Raw genomic sequence first — 17,616 nt, 5'->3', positions numbered from 1 at the left:
ACGATGAACGCTTCACGAATCTTTATCGAGCGACCCATTGCGACCGCGCTGTTGATGATCGCGTTGTTTCTGGCCGGGGTGCTGGGATACATCCTGCTGCCTGTTTCGGCGCTACCGGAAATCGACTATCCGACGATCCAGGTCTACACGCAGTATCCCGGCGCAAGCCCGGATGTGGTCAGTTCGTCCATCACCTCGCCGCTCGAAAGACAGCTCGGCCAGATGTCGGGGCTGAAGGCGATGAACTCGACGAGCTCGAACGGCACATCGGTGATCACGTTGCAGTTCGATCTGTCGTGCTCGCTCGACGTCGCCGAGCAGGAAGTGCAGGCCGCGATCAATGCGTCCTCGAGCTTTCTGCCGGCTAATCTGCCGTATCCGCCTGTCTACAGCAAGGTCAACCCTGCCGACCCCCCGGTGCTCACGCTGTCGCTGACATCCGACGTGCTGCCGCTGACGAAGATCGAGGACCTGGCCGATACCCGGCTTGCGCAGAAGATCTCGCAGATTTCAGGCGTGGGCCTCGTCACGATCAGCGGCGGTCAGCGGCCGGCCGTGCGGGTGCAGACCGATACCGGCGCGCTCAATGCACTCGGCATGTCGATCGACGACGTGCGCACCGCGCTCGGCAGTGCCAACGTTGACCAGGCGAAGGGCAGTCTCGACGGAAAATACCAGTCGTATTCGATCGGCGCGAACGACCAGCTGCAATCGGCGGCGGACTATCGCGACCTGATCATCGCGTACCGGCAAGGCGCACCGGTTCGGCTGGCGCAGATCGCCAGGTCGATCGACAGCGCCGAGAATTTGCAACAGGCGGCGTGGACCAACAGCACGCCGTCTATCGTGCTGAACATCCAGCGGCAGCCGGGCGCCAACGTGATCGATGTGGTCGATAGCGTGCAGAAGCTGTTGCCGCAACTGCGGGCGAGCTTGCCCGCATCGGTGAAGGTCGCCGTGCTGACGGATCGCACGAAGACGATCCGCGCGTCGGTTGCCGACGTCGAAACGGAGCTGGCAATCGCCGTGGCGCTCGTCGTGATGGTGATCTTCGTATTCCTGCGCAATGTGCCCGCTACCGTGATTCCCGCAGTCACCGTGCCGCTCTCGCTCGTTGGCACGCTCGCGGTCGCGTACGGGCTCGGCTTTTCGCTGAATAACCTCACGTTGATGTCGCTGACTGTCGCGACAGGCTTTGTCGTCGACGACGCGATCGTAATGATCGAGAACATTACGCGCTACATCGAGGCTGGGGAAACGCCCCTGAGGGCCGCGATCAAGGGTGCGAAGGAGATCGGCTTTACGATCGTCTCGTTGTCCGTGTCGCTGATTGCGGTCATGATCCCGTTGCTGTTCATGGGCGACGTGGTCGGGCGCCTGTTCCGCGAGTTCGCGCTGACGCTGTCGGTCGCGATCGTCCTGTCGGCGTTCGTATCGCTGACGCTTACGCCGATGATGTGCTCGCGCATGTTAAAAGCGCACCCACATTCGCATCGGGTCGATTTCTTCGACCGGCTCAACAGCAGGTACATACGCGGTCTCGACTGGGTGTTGTCGCATCGGCGCCTGACGATCGCATCGGTGGTGTTGACGGCCACGCTGACGTTCGTCGTGCTGATGCTGATGCCGAAGGGCTTCTTTCCCGAGCAGGACACAGGTCTGATCGAAGGTGTCGTGCAGGCCGCGCCGACCATTTCGTTCCAGCGCATGATCGGCCAACAGCAGCAGGTCGTCGACCGGATCGCACGCGATCCGGCAGTCGCAAGTCTCTCGTCGTTTGTCGGCATCGACCAGACGAGACCGACGATCAATCAGGGCACGCTGTTGATCAACCTGAAGGACAAGGGCGAGCGAGCGCGCATCGACGAGGTGATCCGCCGCCTGACCGATGACACCGCAGGCCTCGCGGGCGTGCGCCTGTTTCTGCATCCGGTGCAGGATCTGACGCTCGACGACACCGTCTCGACGACGAGCTACCGGCTCGGCGTGCAGTCGACCGATCCGGCGCTGCTCACTCGCTGGACTGGCGAGCTGGTTGGCGCGTTGCGCGGCGATCCGGCGTTTGCCGACGTGCAGAGCGAGGCGATGCAGTCAGGCAATCAGGTGCAACTCACGTTCGACCGCGATACCGCGTCGCGCCTTGGCATCACGCCGCAGGCGATCGACGACGTGCTGTACGACGCGTTTGGTCAGCGCCAGGTGTCGACGATCTACACGCAGTTGAACCAGTATCACGTGGTGCTGGTCGCGAAAAACAACGCCGACGACCTTGCGCATCTGCTTTCAGGACTCTATGTCGATACGTCGTCGGGCAGCCTCGCGCCGCTCGCGTCGATGGCGACGATGAAGGTAATGCCCGCGCCGCTGAGGATTGATCGCAAGGGCCAGTTCCCGTATGCGGACGTGTCGTTCAATCTCGCTCCCGGATACAGCCTCGGCACGGCGATCGCCCGTCTTGAGCGGGTCAAGGAGCAGATAGGGTTGCCGCAGTCCGTCCAGGTGTCGCTGGAAGGATCGGCCGCGACCTTTCAGTCGTCGCTGGCGAGCGAAGGGTATCTGGTCGCCGCTGCCGTGATCGTGGTCTATCTGATGCTCGGCATCCTGTACGAGAGCTTCATTCATCCCGTCACGATCCTGTCCACGCTCCCCTCGGCGGCGCTTGGCGCGCTGCTGGCGCTGCTGATGACCGGAACCCAGTTCGACATCATGGGCCTGATCGGAATCGTGCTGCTGATCGGCATCGTGATGAAGAACGCGATCATGATGATCGACTTCGCGCTGGACGGGCAGCGCAACCACGGCCTGTCCGCACACGCTGCGATCCGGCGTGCGGCTGAACAGCGCTTCCGTCCGATCCTGATGACGACGATGGCGTCGCTGTTCGGCGCACTGCCGCTCGCGTTCGGCTCCGGCATGGGCTCCGAGTTGAGGCATCCACTTGGCATCGCGATTATCGGCGGCCTGTGCGTCAGCCAGTTGCTGACCTTGTTCTCGACGCCGGTGATCTATCTGGCGATGCATCGTCTGGAAAGACGCTTTGCCGCGGACGAGCCGATCGTAACGGAGTATGTGCAATGAACCTGTCTGGCCCATTCGTCAGGCGGCCCATCGCGACGACGTTGCTGGCGGTCGCCCTTGCGCTGTTCGGTATCCTGGCATTCAGGCTGCTGCCGGTTGCGCCGCTGCCCGAAATCGACTTTCCTACGATCCTGGTGCAGGGGCAACTGCCCGGCGCCGATCCGACGACCGTGGCCACCTCGGTCACAACGCCGCTCGAGCGGCAGTTCGGCCATATTGCCGGCCTGGCCCAGATGACGTCGGTCAGCTCGCGCGGGCAAACGCAGATCACGTTGCAGTTCGACCTGAGCAGGAATATCGACGGCGCGGCACGCGACGTGCAGGCCGCGATCAACGCGGCGAAAACCAACCTGTCGCCCAACATGGACGGCAGCCCGACGTATCGCAAGGACAATCCCGCGGATTCGCCCATCCTCGTGATCAGTCTGACCTCCGACACGGCCACGCCAGCCCAGCTTTACGACGCGGCGTCGACGGTGCTGCAACAGAAGCTGATGCAGACAACCGGCGTGGGCAACGTGGTGGTGGCCGGCGCCGCGCTGCCGGCGGTGCGGGTCGAACTGAATCCGGATCGGGTGAGCCACTACGGCATCAGTCTGGAGCAGATCCGCAGCACGATCGGGAATGCAAATGTCGATTTGCCCAAGGGATCGATGTCGGCGAGCGGGCAGAACTATTCGATCGGCGCGAACGACATGCTGTATTCGCCCGCCGACTACGGACGGCTGATCGTCAGGCAGAACAACGGCAACATCGTGCGTGTGTCGGACCTCGGCTATGTACGTCAGGATGTCGAGCAGCTCGAGAACTACGGGCTGTCGAACGGCAAGCCGGCCGTGTTGCTGGTCCTCTATAAGGAACCGGGCGCGAACGTGATCGACGCCGTCGACAACGTGAAGGCCGAACTGCCGGCGCTCGAGGCGGCGATCCCGTCGTCCATCAAACTGGCGATTTCGGTGGACCGTACGAAGACGATCCGTGGCTCGCTGCTCGACGTCGAAATGACGCTGCTTGTATCCATCGTGCTCGTGACGGCCGTCACGTTCGCGTTCTTCCGCAGCTGGCGCGCGACGCTCATTCCGGCGATCGTCGTACCGCTGTCGCTGCTGGGTACGTTCGGGGTCATGTACGTCCTTGGCTACAGCTTGAACAACCTCTCGCTGATGGCCTTGACCATTTCGACCGGTTTCGTGGTCGACGATGCAATCGTCGTCGTCGAAAACATCATGCGGCATCTGGCGCGCGGCAAGAAGCCCATCGAGGCGGCACTCGCAGGGGCGCAGGAAGTGGGCTTCACGGTGTTTTCGATCAGCGTTTCGCTGATCGCGGTATTCGTCCCGCTGCTGTTCATGGGTGGCCTGATGGGCCGGCTGCTGCGTGAGTTCTCGGTGTCGCTTTCCGTTGCGATCGTAATGTCGATGCTGATTTCGCTCACGGTCACGCCGATGCTGACGAGCATTTTCCTGCGCGCAGGACCGCAAGCCGGGAACGGCGACGAGCATCACGAGAACGGATTTTCTCGCCTGTACGGCACGTCGTTGCGCTGGGTCATCCGGCATCCGCTATTGATGGGTGGCGTGACGGTGCTGGTGTTCGTGCTGAACCTCTGGCTGTTCACCGTGGTTCCGAAAGGCTTCTTCCCGGAGGAAGACACGGGGCTGCTGCTTGGCACGCTGCAGGCGTCGCAAAGCATCTCCTGGCACGAGATGCAGCATCAATTCCAGATGGTCAACAAGGCGGTGCAGGAGAATCCGAACGTCGCGTTCGTGGGTGGCTTCGTGGGGGGAGCGAACGCGCTCAACAACGCACTGCTGTTCGTCACGCTCAAGCCCCTGGGTGAGCGTCGCGCGACGGCCGATCAGGTGATCGCTCAGGTGCGCCGACGGCTTGCCGATATGCCGGGGACACAGCTCTATCTGCAGTCGTTGCAGGACCTCGCGGCCGGTGGCCGACAGAGCGCCGCGCAGTACCAGTACACCCTTACCGCGGACGACCAGGCGACACTCGATCAATGGGTGCCGAAGTTGGTCGCGCAGATGCACAAGATGCCGGCGCTGGCCGACATCAACACCGACCAGCAGGACAAGAGCATGCAGGTCGGCATCGACGTCGACCGCGACTCCGCCGCGCGAATGGGCGTGAGCTTCAAAGATATCGACGAGGCGCTTTATGACGCGTTCGGCGAACGGCAGGTCTCGGCCATCTACGGGAGCGCGAATCAGTATCACGTCGTGATGGAGGTGGCGCCCGAGTACTGGACAAGTCCTTCGGTACTGAAGGACATCCATGTTCCGGCGAGCCCGGCGCTCGCCACGAGCGGCGCGTCGACGACCGCCGCCGGGGGGGCAACCGGCGCAAGCGCCGCTACGCCGTCGGCCGCGGCCCAGGCGAACGGTTCAGCGTTGGTGTCGCTCGCCGCGATGGCCCGGTTCTCGACCGACCCCAGCGCCATTTCGATCAATCACCAGGCTACGTTCCCCGCCATTACCGTATCGTTCAATCTGCGCCCCGGTGCATCGATCGGACCCGTGACGCAGCAGATCAGTCAGGCCGTCGCTGCGCTCAGAATGCCGGCGAGTATCTCCGGCGCGTTCGCGGGCACGGCAGCAGCGTTTCGTGAGTCGATGGCGAGCGAGCCGCTGCTGATCCTCGCCGCGCTGTTGTCGGTGTACGTCGTGCTCGGCATGCTGTACGAGAATCTGGTTCATCCTTTGACGATTCTCTCGACGCTGCCTTCTGCGGGCGTCGGCGCTTTGATCGCGCTGCTGCTCACTCACACGGAGCTGTCGATCATCGCCTTGATCGGCGTGCTGATGCTGATCGGCATCGTGAAGAAGAACGCGATCATGATGATCGACTTCGCGATTGCCGAAGGGCGTCAGCATGCACTGCCGCCGGAGGAGGCGATCGTGCGCGCGGGCCTGATCCGCTTCCGTCCGATCATGATGACGACGGTCGCCGCAATTTTCGGCGCGCTGCCGCTCGTGCTGGGGTCAGGCTACGGATCCGAATTCCGCAAGCCGCTCGGTATCTCGATCATCGGCGGTCTGGTGTTCAGCCAGGTCATCACGCTCTATACCACCCCTGTCATCTATCTCTGGCTCGATCGGGCGTCGCAGCGGTTGCGGCGCCGAAGGAAACACGCATGAAATCGCCCATCGGATACCTGTCGGCCGTGTCGGTCGGCATGCGCTGCTGCGCCTGTGCGCTCGGCGCCACGCTTTGGCTTTCGGGCTGCGCGGTCGGCCCGGACTATCACCAGCCGGCCGTAGCGATTCCAACGCAGTTCAAGGAAGCGGGCACACAGTGGCGACTTGCGGCGCCCAACCCGCAGGCATCGCTCTCAACCCGGTGGTGGGACGCGTACGACGATCCCGAGCTGTCCCGGCTCGTCGACGCAGCACTGCAGTCGAATCAGTCGATTGCAGGCGCGGCGGCCGCCTATCGGCTCGCGCAGGCCACCGTCGCTGCAGACCGGGCGAGCCTGTTTCCGACGCTCGGTGTCGACGCGTCGGCCTCGCACAGCTCGGGCACGACGACGCAATATGCGAAGGCCGACGCGAGTTGGGAAGTCGATCTGTGGGGCGCCGTGCGCCGGCAGATCGAGTCGGGCAAGGCGAACGCGCAGAGCGCGGATGCGACGCTTGCCGGCGAGCGCTTGTCGATTGCCGCGACGCTGGCGACCGACTATTTCGACATCCGCCAGCTCGATATCGACATCGACCTGTTGCGGCAGCAGGAGGTGGTCAACGGGCGGATTCTCGCGATCACGCGCACAGCGCTGGCACAGGGGACCGCGTCGCAAGTCGATCTGCTGTACGCGCAGGACACGCAGGAGGCGGTTGTCGCGAACCTGCAAATTTCACAGACCTCGCGCGAGCAGGACGAGCACGCAATCGCGGCGCTCACGGGTGTGCCGCCGGCTTCGTTGTCGATTGCACCGCGGCTCGACTATGTGTTTCGCCAGCCGGAGGTGCCATCCGTGCTGCCGTCTGCGTTGCTGGAAAGACGGCCTGACGTGGTCAGCGCGGAACGCACCGCTGCTGCTGCGAACGCGCTTATTGGGGTAGAGAAGGCCGCATTCTTTCCCGACCTCGATCTACGGGCACAGGGTCTCGTGCAACACAACACCTTCGCGACGCTGTTCTCATTGCCGACCCGGATGTGGTCGCTTGGTCCCTCACTTGCCGCCACGCTGTTTGACGGTGGTGCCCGCGTGGCCGCCGTGCACAAGGCGCAGGCGACCTATGACGAAGACGTCGCATCTTACCGCGAAGCCGTGCTCACGGCGTTCCAGAACGTGGAAGACAGCCTGTCGTCGCTGAACCATCTGCGCCAGCAGGAGCACGCGTTTGCCGACATTTACCAGCGCAACCGGCAGTTGCTGGAGAGCGTCGCCGCGCAACTGATGGCCGGAACCGCGAGCGAGCAGTCCGATTTGACTCAGCAAGTGACGCTACTGACGGCCAGACAGAACCTGAACGACACGCAGGGGGCACTGGCGAAAAGCGGCGTTGGGCTGGTGAAGAACCTCGGCGGCGGCTGGATGTCGTCGAAGAGTTAGGCTCGATCCCATGATGGCGGGCGCGCCGTTGTGACGCCGTCTGCCGATCTGCGCGGTCCAGAGTCCGGTAGCGCCCACGGCCGTTTTTCAAAGTCCGCGTCTCGAACTGCGTGCAAGGCCCCGTTACGTCCACTCGTGCGGTATCGCTTCCCCGCGACGTGGCTTGACATGACATGCAACACATTTCCAACAACATGTAGCGCACAGGTTCCCTACATTGGCGGCTGTGTCATGCGGGGTTCGCCAGTGGGGCGAATCCATCACTTGGAGAGTGTGCAGTGAAATTTAAAATCGTTCTCGTGTCTGCTGCCAGTGCGGCAATTTCTATGGTCGGCACGGCTGGAGGCGCCGCGGCGGGGGCTCTGATCGGCGCCGGGGCGGGCAACGCCGGTGCCGGCGCCGCAATCGGTGCGGGTGCCGGACTGCTGCTCGGCAGCATGATGGGCTCGGCGCAGCACAATCAGACCGAAGCGTCGTTGCAGCAGCAATACGACAACGCGTACGCGCAATGCATCGCGGCGAAGGGATATACGATCGAAACACCGCGTCCGGCAGCGATCGTCGTGCCTGTACGCCCCGTGCCACCCCGCGCCGTAATCTATGGCGCCCCCCCACCTTACTACTACGCACCGTACTGATTTCGCTCATATGGTCGTGGCATGGCTTGACCTGGAATTCTGCCGGCTGGAAATCCTGGGTCGAGCTTTGTCCCCCGGCTATTCCGTGCACGCCATTCATTTCTTAACGGAGTCTTTGATGAAACGTTTATTCATTATTCTGGCTGCAACGTTCGCTGTGTCGTCTGCGTTCGCGCAGAGCAGCATGCAGCAGATGTTGGAAGCGCGCTTTACTGCCGCGAATGCAACTCATGACGGCAAGCTCACGAAAGAACAGGCGGAGGCAGGTATGCCGCGCGTCGCAGCCCATTTCGATGAGATCGATACTACGCATCAAGGGTACGTGACGCTTGAGCAGATCGAGCAGTTCGCCGCACAGCATCAGCAGTAAGCGCTTGCAAGGCAAGCTTCAATACCCTCGGCTGGTTTAACCGTGTATTGAATATGTCCCATCGGGTCGCCTCATCACGTCGAATGATGGGGCTGCTGCGCGCTCCGGCAACCCCGACGCTAGCAACCCGCCATGCGCAAGCCGATAGCTGGAAGTCCTGCGGGCCTGGCGCACCGAAATCAATCCCCGCGTGGCCCCCCCAAATGCGGATTACGGTCTGGGACACGAGCGGCGCGGCGTCCCCAGCGGTAATGCCTGAACGCATCCCTAATGCCAGTCGCTGAGCCTCAATTGAAAGGAGTTGAAATAATGCTTGATGCGCGTGTTCTTTGTCGCTTTGCGCTTGCTGCCGGTTTTTGCATGAGTGCCGCGGTGCTTGGCGGCTGTGTAGTCGTTCCGGTGGGTCGTCCAATAATGGCCCGGCCACTGGTTGTAGTCCCTCGACCGCCACTGATCGTCGCTCCCGCGTACTATTGACCTGAGTCTATTCGTGTCCGCCCCGTGGGCGGGCGGGATGCATAGCGGCCGCTTTGCATCCTGTCCGAAGCTCGCCGCAGGGACGATGCGCAACTGCGTCCAGTTCACGGATAGCGACCAGGATATAACGGCCGCTCAAAAATCGTGTATATCTGAGTGAGTCAGTTAGCCGGCGCTCGACTTATCTTCGATTACCCTTGCCATGGCGTTCGCGGTGGTCACCACCTGGCCGCTGCTACCGTATAGTAGTTTGGCGACTGGTCGCGCTCGAAGTAATAAGCGCATATTCCGCGAAAGGCGCAACAGCAGCATGAGGGCAACCAGAGACCTCAGTTATGCGAATGGTGAGTCGATGTGCCGGCAGCATGCTCTTCGAGGTCCGGCACGAAGACGTATCCGCACCCGCGAACGGTCTGGATGAATCGTGGTGTCGACGGGTCAGTTTCCACGATGCGGCGCAGACGATAGACCTGAACGTCGATGCCGCGATCGGCGGACTCGGATTCCGCGCCATGAAGTGACTTGAGCAGACGCCGGCGGGTGAGTGTGCACATGGGAGAATTAACGAAAATCTGCAGCAGCGCAAACTCACTGGCAGATAAGGTAAGAGACGTCTCTGCGCTATTCAGAGTGCGCGACTGAAAGTCCAGCGTGAACGCGCCGAATGTGTAAGGTTGCCGTCGTTGGGGAATGCCCGCATCGGGTACGGCGCGCTGGCGCCGCAGCACTGACTGAATCCGTGCTACCAGCTCACGCGGGTTAAACGGTTTGCGGAGATAGTCATCGGCACCCAATTCAAGGCCAGCGATGCGGTCCTCTTCGTTGGCGCGGGCGGTGAGCATCAAGACTGGAATGTCGTCGCCTGATGCGCGCAACCTACGTAGTGCCGTCAAGCCGTCGACGCCCGGCATCATAAGATCGAGCACTATCAGGTCCGGGCGTTCGTGTTTGAGCCGGTGTTCGAGCGAACGCGCGTCATGTAGCACTGACACGTCGAAACCCCACCTTACCAGGTAGCGGAGAGTCGCATCACACAATTCGGCGTCGTCGTCGATTAGAAGAATCTGAGCTGACATAGGAAGAGAATAACGCTCACAAACGAGTGATGACCGGGGCCGCGACTAACCGCAATGCGAGCGCACCGCAGAAGCTGCAGCACACGATCGATCGAAGAAATGTAGGCGAATTTCATAACGCCAGGTGTTAGCAAATCATGTCAAGAAATGTCATCGACGGGGCCTGTTTTTCTGTCTGCAAACGCACGGGTGCACTCGCTTTCTCGCTGACCACGAGCGACAGATGTAATATGAGCAGTCAGGATGGCATGCCCGGTACATACGGGTGGCGCCGGGCGGTCGTGGGCTTTCGCCAGTCAGTGTTGTGGCCAGCACAAACGGTGACATCTTTTGACATACCTTTCCAACACATCCAGTGCGGAGATCCTTGTATATTCCGTTCGTCGAACCATACGGAACTTCCTGTGGCATGCAGGCCGCCCGGCGCAGCCCGCTTCGACGAGATTGTCGCCGCCCACCGAGGCACGTGACGGCGGTAGCAAAGCTAAGCGGTTCGCCGCGTAGCATCGGAAACAGGAACTAAAAGACAGGCGTTATTAGAGGTGTCTGCTTAATCATATGTCAGATGATCTGCCAACCGGTCGCATCATCGTGCTTGACGATGATGTTGAAATCCGCAATATGCTGCAACGCTTTCTGACGGCACAAGGTTTCTCGGTGCGCGCGGTGAAGACAGGCATTGAGTTGGACGTATTGATCGAGCGCTACCCGTTCGACCTGTTGATTCTCGATATCATGATGCCAGGCGAAGACGGCCTGTCCATCTGCCGTCGGTTGCGTGCTCGGAGAGAGACAATCCCCATCCTCATGCTAACAGCGCGTGGCGATCCCGCGGACAAGGTCGTAGGTTTGGAGATTGGCGCCGACGACTATCTCGCGAAACCGTTTCTGCCGAGCGAGCTGATAGCGCGGGTTCGGGCGATGTTACGTCGGCAGCAGTTTCAGGTGCGCCTGCAAAACGTGCGGGGCGAGACGCTGCTCGCAGGCGAGTCGCAATGCTTGCGGTTCGGCGCCTTCAGGCTGGACGTTCGGCGTAGAGAATTGATGTCGGACGAAGCGGGCATCGTCGAACTCGGCGCAGCTGAAATGCGTCTCCTGTGTGCGCTTGCGGAGACGCCAAACCGTCCCGTAAGCCGCGCAAATCTGATAGAGCGCGCGCGCGGGTCGCAGTATGAGGCGAGCGCCCGCAGCGTTGACGTGCAAGTTCTTCGCTTACGACAGGTGATTGAGACAGAGGCAACCTCGCCGCGACATATCCGCACAGTGTGGGGCCTCGGCTACATGCTCGTTGCAACCTCAAACTAAAGCGTCACCTGTTGGACGCTCGAAAGTGACATTCAAGCCGCTTCCTCTGCTTTCCGTGTACACCGCGCGCAACGCCTTGGCTACAGCGTTCATCGGGTCTCTTGCGCTGCAACTCCCGCAACTCGTGTGGCTCCCGACAAAGCGTCGAGCGTGCCGCGGCTGCTCGGGTAAAACAACAAGGCAGGGTAGTTTCCGTCATCGCTTGCGCGAACGTTCAGCTATTTCAGGCCCTGTCCAGCGCCTTGATCGCAAGCGCAGCGCCAGCCGCGCGCGTCTCGACGTGCAGCTTACGGAACAGATGTTCGAGGTGCTTGTTCACCGTGCGCGGCGCCATGCCGAGAATGTCGCCGATATCGCGATTCGTCTTGCCGCGAGAGACCCAGAGCAGCACTTCGGCCTCGCGCGCCGTCAAATTGAAGCGCGCCGCGAGTGCGCTGCTGTGCACAGTGTCATCGGTCTCCTTGAGGGTGAGGATCCACTCTCCAGGATCGGGAGCGGAGGTTGCGCTCGCAGAACGCCGCACGTGTCCTGCGGTGAATTCGAGGACGGCGCCGGTCGGACTCCCGCGCCCGAGCCAGTCCGCAAACCAGTCGCGCAACAGCGGCGGCAACATGGGGTGCGCAACCGCTTGCACGAGGTCATCGGCGTGGCTGGCCCGGTAGGCAGAAATTTGCCGTGCCGCTTGCGGACTCTGCCAGCGGATCGCGCCATCGGCGCCGACGATCAGCGCCGCCCGCGCATCGAGCGACAGTGCCGCGTGCGCATAGAGTTGCGCACGTGAGCGCTGCACGTGTGCGCCAATGCGCGCGCAAACCTCCTCGGGACGCACGGGTTTCGTCACATAGTCGATGCCGCCGACGCGAAACGCGCGCACCACATGCTCGCTTTCCGTTAATGCCGTCATGAAGATCACGGGCAGATGTTCGTGGCGAACGTCCTGCTTCAGGTGGCTGCAGGTCTCGAAGCCATCCATGCCAGGCATCATCGCGTCGAGCAATACGACGTCGGGCGTCACGCGTGCGAGGCGCTTGAGCGCATCTTCGCCCGAGAGCGCGACCAGCACCGCGTAACCATGTGCCTGAAGCGTATCGGAGAGAAATGCGAGGTTGTCCGGCGTGTCGTCGACAATCAACACGACGGGACGCTCGCGCAGCCACTCGGGCGACGCATCGGTGGAGTTCATCGCGCGCGCGTCAGACGTCCGCGGCGCGAGACAGTCGGTCGAGTTCATGCTCAAGCTCCCTTAGCTGAAAGCGTTCCGCCAAAGCGCGCAACACGTCGATCTGCTCCTGTAGCGCGGGCCAGGTCGCGCGCGCCGAGTCGAGTTGTTCGATCACGCCTTGCAGGTAGCCGACTTCGAGGTGTGCGCGCAGCCGCTCGAGCACCGCTTTCGGCCACGCGACATCCAGTGATGCGTGCCTGACGGGCGGCGTGGCTTGCGCGGACGTGGACGGCTCGGATGCGATCCAGTCGAGCACGAGTAACTGCGCGAGCTTGTCGAGCAACAAATTGATCTGGAGCGGCTTCACGAGATATCCGGCGCATCCGGTCGCGCTCGCGCGTTCCCGATCGTCGGCAAATGCATTAGCCGAAAGCAGCACGATCGGGGCGTTCGACAACTGGTTTTCGCGGATCAGCCGGCTGGCTTCGTAGCCGTCCATCAGCGGCATTGAGATGTCCATGATGATCGCGTCGACGCTGTGTGTCGCCAGCCAGCGCAACGCGTCGGGGCCGCTCTCCGCCTCGGCGACGTCGAAGCCGAGCGGCGTCAGCAGTTGCACGACGATGCCGCGCTGATCCGCGAGATCGTCGACGACGAGAATCGCGCGCTTCGGCCCGGTATAGCCGCGGATCGCCGCGAGTTCAGTGCGCGCGTCGGCTGCGCTGTTCACTGCTGGCGCGAACAGTCGCACGATGAAGCGGGTGCCGCGCCCGACCTCGCTGTCCACTTCCAGACTGCCACCGAGTGCCTGCGTGAGAAGCCGGCAGATCGTGAGCCCCAGTCCCGCGCCGTGATCGTGCGCATGCGCCGCTTCGCCTCGCTCGAACGGCAGAAAACAGGCGCTCCATCTCGGCCGGAGGAATTCCAGGGCCGGTGTCGACTACTTCGAACTTCAACGTGTCGAGCACGTGACTCACACGCAGCGTCACAGTACCCGTGGACGTGAAGCGAATCGCGTTGCCGATCAGGTTGGTCAAAATCTGACCCATGCATTTCTGGTCGGTACGCACGGTGGCGGGCAGGCGGCCTACGGTCTGCACGTCGAAAGCGAGCGTTTTCTCGAGCGCCTGCGGGCGCAGCATTGAGGTGACGTGCGCGACGAAATCCACCAGTGACACGCGTGCGATGTTCAGTTCCAGCTTACCCGCCTCGATACGCGCGACGTCGAGCAGCCCATCGACGAGCGCAAGCAGATGTTCGCCGCTGCGGTGAATCGTTCGCACGGCACTGTAGCGCGTCGGCGAAAACTCCTCTTTCGCCTGCAAAAGCAACTGTGCGTAGCCGAGAATGCTGTTCAGCGGTGTGCGCAACTCGTGGCTCAAACCGGACACGTAGCGGCTTTTCGCCTGATTCGCCGATTCGGCGGCGGCCGTCGCGCGCTTGAGCGCGGCGTCGGTTTTCTGGTGCGCGTCGATTTCCTGCATCAGCAATTCGTTTTGCCGTTGCGATTCTTCCTGCGTGACGCGACGGCTTTCGCGCTCCAGCACGAACCACCACGCCGCTATGCAGCCGACGAGAGAAAGCGCGAAGAATATCTTCAGAAAACTGTGGCCGATCGCGCTGTCGATCGACGATCCGTCGACGGCGAGCGAGGTCACACTCTGTGACCAGATCAGATAGAGCACGCTCGCGAGCACCGCGAGTATCGCGCACATGAGGCTGGCATAGTGCATGAGACGCAGCGCGGCTGGGCCGAGCCGCACGCGGGGAAACACGCGATGTAGCGCACGATCGGCTTGCGACGCGAAGCGTGCGTGCGGCTTGCAGCGATCGTGGCAGCGCGAATCGAGCGAACAGCACAGCGAGCAGATCGTGCCGCCGTAGGCAGGGCAGAAGGCTGTGTCTTCCGGTTCGAACGCGTTCTCGCAGATCGCGCAGCGAAGCGAAGTGGCGTTGCCCGTGGGTTGGGCGGCGCGCGCGATGTAGTAGCGTCCGCGCGTGACGATCGCGAGCACCGGAGCACAGGCGAGCGCCACGCCGAACGCGATGAACGACGACATGGCTTGTGCCAGCAAGCCGAACATGCCGCTTCGCGCGAGCATCGCGGCGGCGGCGGCGATCAGCATCGCGCCTACGCCGACGGGATTCACGTCGTACAGGTGTGCGCGTTTGAATTCGATATGACGCGGGCTAAGCCCAAGCGGCTTGTTGATGACGAGATCGGCGAACAGTGCGCCGATCCACGCGATCGCGATGTTTGCGTAGAGCGACAGCACCCTGGCGATCGCCTCGAATACACCCATTTCCACGAGCAGCAGCGCGATCATCACATTGAACACGAGCCACACCACCCGCCCCGGATGGCTATGCGTCAGACGGGCAAAAAAATTCGACCACGCGAGCGAGCCCGCGTACGCATTCGTCACGTTGATCTTCAACTGCGAAACGATCACGAACAGCGTCATCGCGGGCAGCGCCCAACTCGCGAGCCCAAACGGATCGAGCAGCAGGTGATAGGCGACGAGGTACATCTGGGTGGGCTGCGTGGCCTCCGCCGGACTGACTTCATACTGGATCGCGACGAAGGCGAGGAATGCGCCGCCGAGCATCTTGAGCGCGCCGGGCACGATCCAGCCTGGTCCCGCCGACAGCAGCGCGAGCCACCAGCGCGTGTGGTTCTTTGCAGTCAGCGGCGGCAGGAAGCGCAAGTAATCCACCTGCTCGCCGACCTGCACGATCAATGCAAACACCACGGTCGAGGCCTGCCCGAACGCGATCACGCTGAACGCGCGGCCTTGCGGAGCGAAGCCGGCAAAGGTCGTCCATTCGTGCACCAGATCCGGATGGTGCCACAGCACAGCCGCATAGGGCAGCGCGAACAGTACCAGCCACAGCGGCTGAGTCCAGCTTTGCAGCCGATTGATCAGCGTGATGCCGAACATCACGATCGGAATCACGACGAGCGAGCTCAGTACATAGGCGATCGCCAGCGAGATATGAAAATAGAGTTGCAACGCGAGCGACATGATGGCCGCTTCGAGCGCGAAGAAAATAAACGTGAAGACGGCATAGAGCAGCGACGTGAGCGTCGAGCCGATATAGCCGAAGCCCGCGCCGCGCGTCAGCAGATCCATGTCGACGCCATGGCGCGCGGCGTAAAAGCTGATCGGCAGACTGGTGAGCCAGATAAGCACCGATACGACCGCAATCGCCCAGACCGCGTTCGTAAAGCCATAGTTGACGACGAGACTGCCGCCAATCGCTTCGAGCACCAGAAAAGACACGGCGCCGATTGCCGTGTTGGCGACGCGCAGTTCCGACCAGCGTCGAAACGAACGCGGCGTGAAGCGCAACGCGTAATCCTCAAGCGTTTCGTCGCCGACCCACGCATTGTAGTCGCGCCGCACCTTGACGATGCGTTGGGTACTGGGCGTGCCCACTGACGGGTGACTCTCGGGCATGGAGATGATCTGGATTGGTGCGGAAATGATCGGATCGGTGTCTGATGCAAATTACATTCCACTGCGACTGCGGGGAATACGTCAATCGACGTATTCCGGTTGCCAATTTGGCTTTCTACATTGCGTCCAACCTCGAACCAGCTCTCGCAAGAAGCGCAGGGCGACCGATAAGGAGAATGTGATGTCCGCAGACGATCGAATCGATGATGATGCTCGCACACCGTCGCCGTTGCGCCGGAAACTGATCGGCGGCCTCGCCGCCGCGCCGTTGATGGCGCTGGGGCTGCCACGTACTTCATTTGCTCAAACGCCGCCCACCGCGAAGGTGAACACCACCGGACTGGCGGTGACCGATACCACGGTGACAGTCGGCCAGTTGCATTCGGCGACCGGCACGATGGCGATCTCCGAAACCGGTTCGATCCAGGCCGAACGCCTCGCGATCGAGCAGATCAACGCAATGGGCGGCGTGCTCGGGCGCAAGATCCAGATCATTCAGGAAGACGGCGCCTCCGACTGGCCGACCTTCGCGGAGAAGTCGAAGAAGCTGCTCGAGAACGATCACGTCGCGGCCGTGTTCGGCTGCTGGACCTCGGCCTCGCGCAAGGCAGTGCTGCCGGTGTTCGAGAAGGACAACGGGCTGCTCTATTACCCGACCTTCTACGAAGGCCTCGAACAATCGAAGAACGTGTTCTACACGGGCCAGGAAGCGACCCAGCAGATTCTCTGGGCGCTCGACTGGGCGTCGAACACGAAGAAGGCCAAGACGTTTTTCCTGATTGGTTCCGACTATATCTGGCCGCGTACGTCGAACAAGATCGCGCGCCGCCATATCGAGCAGCATCTGCACGCGAAGGTCGTCGGCGAGGAGTATTACCCGCTCGGCACGACCGAGTTTGCGTCGCTGATGAACAAGATCAAGCTCGCGCGGCCGGACTGCATTTTCGCGAGCGTGGTGGGCGGCTCGAACGTTGCGTTCTACAAGCAGCTCAAGGCGGCCGGTATCACTCCGCAGAAGCAGTTCCTGCTGACGCTGTCGGTAACCGAGGACGAAGTGCTCGGCATCGGCGGCGACAACTTCGCGGGCTTCTATTCGTCGATGAAATACTTCGAGGCACTCGATAACGAGAACAACAAGAAGTTCGTCGCTGCGTTCAAGGCGCGCTACGGCCAGAAGTCCGTAATCGGCGACGTGACCCAGGCCGCGTATCTCGGCCCATGGATCTGGAAGGCCGCCTGCGAGCGCGCGGGCAGCTTCGACGTGGACAAGGTGGTGGCGTCGTCGGCGGGCATCGACGTGGCCAATGCGCCGCAGGGCTATGCGAAGGTCGATGCGAATCACCACCTGTGGAGCCGCTCGCTGATCGGCCAGGGCCAGGCAGACGGCCAATTCAAGGTCGTCGCGCAGTCCGACCAGCCGATCCAGCCGAATCCGTTCCCGAAGGGCTACATGTAATCCGTTAACCGCAGCTGCGCGGCGACGCA

9 protein-coding genes and 1 pseudogene are annotated in these 17,616 nt (G+C 62.0%); 7 read left to right on the top strand and 3 right to left on the bottom strand.

Annotation, left to right across the window (positions count from 1 at the left end; all coding sequences use genetic code 11):
- Window positions 1-3: 3 nt before the first annotated feature.
- The 5 genes from OKW30_RS11825 (at window position 4) to OKW30_RS11805 (ending at window position 8,650) form a co-directional block, all read left to right on the top strand.
- A complete protein-coding gene (locus OKW30_RS11825) occupies window positions 4-3,078 on the top strand; it encodes an efflux RND transporter permease subunit (RefSeq protein ID WP_429346767.1) in 3,075 nt (1,024 codons plus the stop codon).
- Window positions 3,075-6,227: an efflux RND transporter permease subunit gene (locus OKW30_RS11820; RefSeq protein WP_429346766.1), complete on the top strand. Its 3,153-nt coding sequence runs from the start codon at window positions 3,075-3,077 to the stop codon at window positions 6,225-6,227. The genes OKW30_RS11825 and OKW30_RS11820 overlap by 4 nt, the downstream gene beginning before the upstream one ends.
- Window positions 6,224-7,642, top strand: a complete 1,419-nt coding sequence (locus tag OKW30_RS11815) for an efflux transporter outer membrane subunit (protein WP_429346765.1) — start codon at window positions 6,224-6,226, stop codon at window positions 7,640-7,642. Before OKW30_RS11820 ends, OKW30_RS11815 begins: the two co-directional genes overlap by 4 nt.
- 278 nt (window positions 7,643-7,920) lie before the next feature.
- Entirely contained in the window at window positions 7,921-8,280 is a 360-nt protein-coding gene (locus tag OKW30_RS11810) for a glycine zipper domain-containing protein (RefSeq protein ID WP_311540338.1), read from the top strand.
- A 118-nt stretch (window positions 8,281-8,398) separates the two neighbouring features.
- On the top strand, window positions 8,399-8,650 hold the full coding sequence (locus OKW30_RS11805; RefSeq protein ID WP_429346764.1) for an EF-hand domain-containing protein: 252 nt from the start codon (window positions 8,399-8,401) through the stop codon (window positions 8,648-8,650).
- An 806-nt stretch (window positions 8,651-9,456) separates the two neighbouring features.
- On the opposite strand, the gene OKW30_RS11800 is transcribed toward OKW30_RS11805, so the two are convergent.
- Window positions 9,457-10,203 (bottom strand): response regulator, encoded by a 747-nt coding sequence (locus tag OKW30_RS11800; protein WP_429346763.1) that lies wholly within the window; start codon window positions 10,201-10,203, stop codon window positions 9,457-9,459.
- Between the two features lie 558 nt (window positions 10,204-10,761).
- On the opposite strand from OKW30_RS11800, the gene OKW30_RS11795 reads away from it, so the two are divergent.
- Window positions 10,762-11,508: a response regulator gene (locus tag OKW30_RS11795; protein ID WP_429346762.1), complete on the top strand. Its 747-nt coding sequence runs from the start codon at window positions 10,762-10,764 to the stop codon at window positions 11,506-11,508.
- 223 nt (window positions 11,509-11,731) lie between these two features.
- Here the strand turns inward: OKW30_RS11795 and OKW30_RS11790 are convergent, their stop codons facing one another.
- On the bottom strand, window positions 11,732-12,691 hold the full coding sequence (locus OKW30_RS11790) for a response regulator transcription factor (RefSeq protein ID WP_316251734.1): 960 nt from the start codon (window positions 12,689-12,691) through the stop codon (window positions 11,732-11,734).
- 10 nt (window positions 12,692-12,701) lie between these two features.
- Window positions 12,702-16,131 (bottom strand): annotated as a pseudogene (locus OKW30_RS11785) (hybrid sensor histidine kinase/response regulator).
- A gap of 181 nt (window positions 16,132-16,312) precedes the next feature.
- Here OKW30_RS11785 and urtA point away from each other — a divergent pair.
- Window positions 16,313-17,587, top strand: a complete 1,275-nt coding sequence (gene urtA, locus OKW30_RS11780) for an urea ABC transporter substrate-binding protein (RefSeq protein WP_090804068.1) — start codon at window positions 16,313-16,315, stop codon at window positions 17,585-17,587.
- Window positions 17,588-17,616 lie beyond the last annotated feature (29 nt).

Origin of the sequence: Paraburkholderia sp. Clong3 (genome assembly GCF_050436485.1) — a bacterium.
GTDB classification, from domain to species: domain Bacteria; phylum Pseudomonadota; class Gammaproteobacteria; order Burkholderiales; family Burkholderiaceae; genus Paraburkholderia; species Paraburkholderia tuberum.
The sequence above is the reverse complement of the archived record's forward strand: the minus strand, read 5'-3'. Positions and strand labels throughout refer to the sequence as shown.